The 3,348-nt window shown below is 71.0% G+C and carries 2 protein-coding genes; one reads left to right on the top strand and one right to left on the bottom strand.

Going from position 1 to position 3,348, the window contains the following annotated elements; translation table 11 throughout:
* Positions 1–97 precede the first annotated feature (97 nt).
* Positions 98–238, bottom strand: coding sequence for a hypothetical protein (locus ACIP9H_RS42205; RefSeq protein ID WP_401964252.1), 141 nt, complete (start codon positions 236–238; stop codon positions 98–100).
* On the opposite strand from ACIP9H_RS42205, the gene ACIP9H_RS42210 reads away from it, so the two are divergent.
* The coding region (locus tag ACIP9H_RS42210; protein ID WP_401964250.1) for an SDR family NAD(P)-dependent oxidoreductase at positions 189–3,348 on the top strand (3,160 nt) is incomplete at its 3' end. The two genes, ACIP9H_RS42205 and ACIP9H_RS42210, sit on opposite strands and share 50 nt — an antisense overlap.

Consider the following 3,348-nt stretch of genomic DNA (forward strand, 5'->3'; position numbering starts at 1 on the left):
TCCACACCCGCGGGATCCCCGTCGACTGGACCCCCGCCTACACCAACACCCACCCCCGCCGAATCCCCCTGCCCACCTACGCCTTCCAACACACCCACTACTGGCTGAACTCCGACGCGGCCGCGCGCGGCGCCTCGGGCCACGGCCAGATCTCGTCCGCCCACCCGCTGATGACCGCCGTGATCCCGATGCCGGACTCCGACGGTGTGACACTCACCGGGCGGATCTCGCTGGACACCCACTCCTGGCTGGCTGACCACACCGTTCTCGGCAGCACTGTCGTGCCCGGTACGACCTTCGTCGAGCTGGCGATCCGCGCCGGCGACCAGGTGGACTGCGGGACCCTGGACGAACTCACCCTCCAGACGCCGCTGGTCCTGCCGCCGCAGGGCGCTGTCGCGATTCAAGTGGCCGTCGGCCCGGCCGAGTCCGACGGCCGACGCCCGGTGAGCGTCTACTCGCGCGGCGAGGGGCAGTCCCCCGACGCCCCGTGGATCCGGCACGCCCAGGGACTGCTCGACCGGACTCGCCGGAGTGAAGACGTCGACCTGCGGGTCTGGCCGCCGGCGGGAGCCGTCCCGGTCGACGTGACGGGCCTGTACGAGGAGATGGCGGGCCGCGGTTACGGTTACGGTCCGGTGTTCCAGGGGCTGACGGCCGCCTGGCGACGTGGCGACGAGGTGTTCGCCGAGGTCGTGCTCCCCGAGGCGGCCCGGTCCGACGCGGCCGCGTTCGGACTGCACCCCGCCCTGCTCGACGCGATGCTGCACGCCACCGAACTCTTCGTACGCCCCGACACCGCGGAATCCGGGATCGCGCTGCCGTTCGCCTGGACCGGGGTCCGCCTCTACGCGAGCGGCGCCACCGCCCTGCGCGCGCGGCTGGCGGCCGACCGGTCGGGCGCGGTGTCCTTCACCTTCGCCGACCTGCAGGGTGAGCCGGTCGGTTCGGTCGGGGCACTGGTCTCACGTCCGGTGACCGCTGACCAGCTGGACCGGCCGAGCGACCACGCCGCGGCCGGGCTCCACCGGATCGCCTGGACGCCCTGGACTCCTGCGAGGTCAGGCGGTGCGGCCTCCGGCGCCACACCGACCACCCCGCACGCCTGGGCCGTTCTCGACCTCGACCGGGACGCTCCCCAGCTGCCCGTACCGGCGCACACCGCCGTCACTCACCACCCCGATCTGGCCACGCTCACCGAGGCCGTCGACCAGGGTGCCTCTCGGCCTGATCTCCTCGTGCTTCCGCTGAACCCTCCGGTGGCGGACCCCGCCGTCCTGCGGGCCACCCTGCACCGCGTCCTCGACGTGCTGCAGAACTGGGTCACCACCGCGCACTACGACGACGTCCCGCTGGTCGTGCTGACCCGCGGGGGCGTCAGCACCGACACGGACGAGCACGCACCCAACCCCGTGACCACGGCGATCGCCGCCATGGTCCGATCGGTACAGGCGGAGAACCCCGGCCGTGTCGCGCTGGTCGACCTCGATCCCTCGGGTGACCCGGCCGCCGACACCGCGGTCCTTGCCCACCTCGCCGAGATCACCGATCCGGCCGTCGATCACGAGCCCGAGGTGGCGGTGCGTGCGGGCGGGGTTGTGGTGCCGCGTCTGGTGCGGGCGGTCGCCGGTTCCGGGGTGGTGTCGTTCGCCGAGGGCGGGACGGTGCTGGTGACCGGTGGCACCGGCGGCCTGGGAGCGGTGACGGCCCGTCACCTGGCCGAGCGGCACGGGGTGCGGCACCTGCTGCTGGTGAGCCGGCGTGGCTTGGGGGCTCCGGGTGCGCGGGAGTTGCGTGAGGAGTTGTCCGCGCTGGGCGCGCAGGCGGTGGATGTGGTGGCGTGTGATGTGTCGGATCGCGGGCAGGTGGCGGCGTTGCTGGGGTCGGTTCCGGCCGGGCATCCGCTGACGGGTGTGATCCACACCGCGGGTGTGTTGGACGACGGGACCCTGACGTCGTTGACGCCCGAACGCATGGACACGGTGCTGGCGCCGAAGGCGGACGCCGCCTGGCACCTGCACGAACTGACCCGGGACCTCCCGCTGTCGGCGTTCGTGCTGTTCTCGTCGGCTTCGGGTTCGTGGGATGGGGCGGGGCAGGGGAATTATGCGGCGGCGAACGGTTTTCTGGATGGTCTGGCTGTGTTGCGGCGGTCGGAGGGTTTGGTGGGGGTGTCGTTGGGGTGGGGTTTGTGGGATGTGCGGAGTGGGATGACGGGTCATCTGTCGGGGGCTGATGTGTCTCGGATGGCTCGTGGGGGTGTGGTGGGGTTGTCCGCGGGTGAGGGGATGGCTCTGTTTGATGCGGGGTGTGGTGCGGGGGTGCCGGTGGTGGTGCCGGTGCGGTTGGATGTGGCGGCGGTGCGGGCGTCGGGTGCGGGTGTGCCGTGGTTGTTGCGGGGGTTGGTTCCTGTTGGTGTGGTGCGGCGTTCTGTGTCGGCTGGTGTGGTGGGGGCCGGTGCTGGTTCGTTGGCTGATGCGTTGGTGCGGATGCCGCGTGAGGAGCAGGACCGGGTACTGACCGATCTCGTCCGCAACCAGGTCGCAGCGGTACTCGGACACGAGGACGGCCAGGCCGTCCAGCTCTCGCGGGCGTTCAAGGAACTCGGCTTCGACTCCCTGCTCGCCATCGAACTGCGCAACCGCCTCAACGAGCGGACCGGTATCAAACTGCCGGTCACCCTGGTCTTCGACCACCCGAGCCCGGAGGTCCTGACCGGATACCTCAGGACCCGGCTGGTCGGCTCGGAACCGGCCGAGCCGATCCAGGCGCCGGCCGGCGTCGCGGTCTCGGACACGGACCCGGTCGTGATCGTGGGCATGGCGTGCCGCTTCCCGGGCGGGGTGACCGGCCCGGACGGCCTCTGGGACCTGGTCGCCGAGCAGCGCGACACGGTGTCGGACTTCCCGCAGGACCGTGGTTGGGATCTGGGGAAGATCTACGACCCGGAGCCCGGCCTGCCCGGGCGCACCTATACCCGGCAGGGCAGCTTCCTCCATGACGCGGCGGATTTTGATGCGGAGTTCTTCGGTATTTCGCCGCGGGAGGCGTTGGCGACGGATCCGCAGCAGCGGTTGCTGTTGGAGACGGCGTGGGAGGCGCTGGAGCGGGCGGGTGTCGATCCGTTGTCGTTGCGGGGGAGCCGGACGGGTGTGTTCGCGGGTGTGATGTATCACGATTACGGGTCGCGGGTGCTGGAGGTCCCGGAGGGTGTCGAGGCGTTCCTCGGCAACGGGAGCCTGGGCAGCGTCGTGTCGGGTCGTATCTCGTATGTGTTGGGTCTTGAGGGTCCTGCGGTGAGCGTGGACACGGCGTGTTCGTCGTCGTTGGTGGCGTTGCATCTTGCGG

It is taken from the genome of Streptomyces sp. NPDC088732 (genome assembly GCF_044751205.1).
In the GTDB taxonomy this organism is placed as follows: domain Bacteria; phylum Actinomycetota; class Actinomycetes; order Streptomycetales; family Streptomycetaceae; genus Actinacidiphila.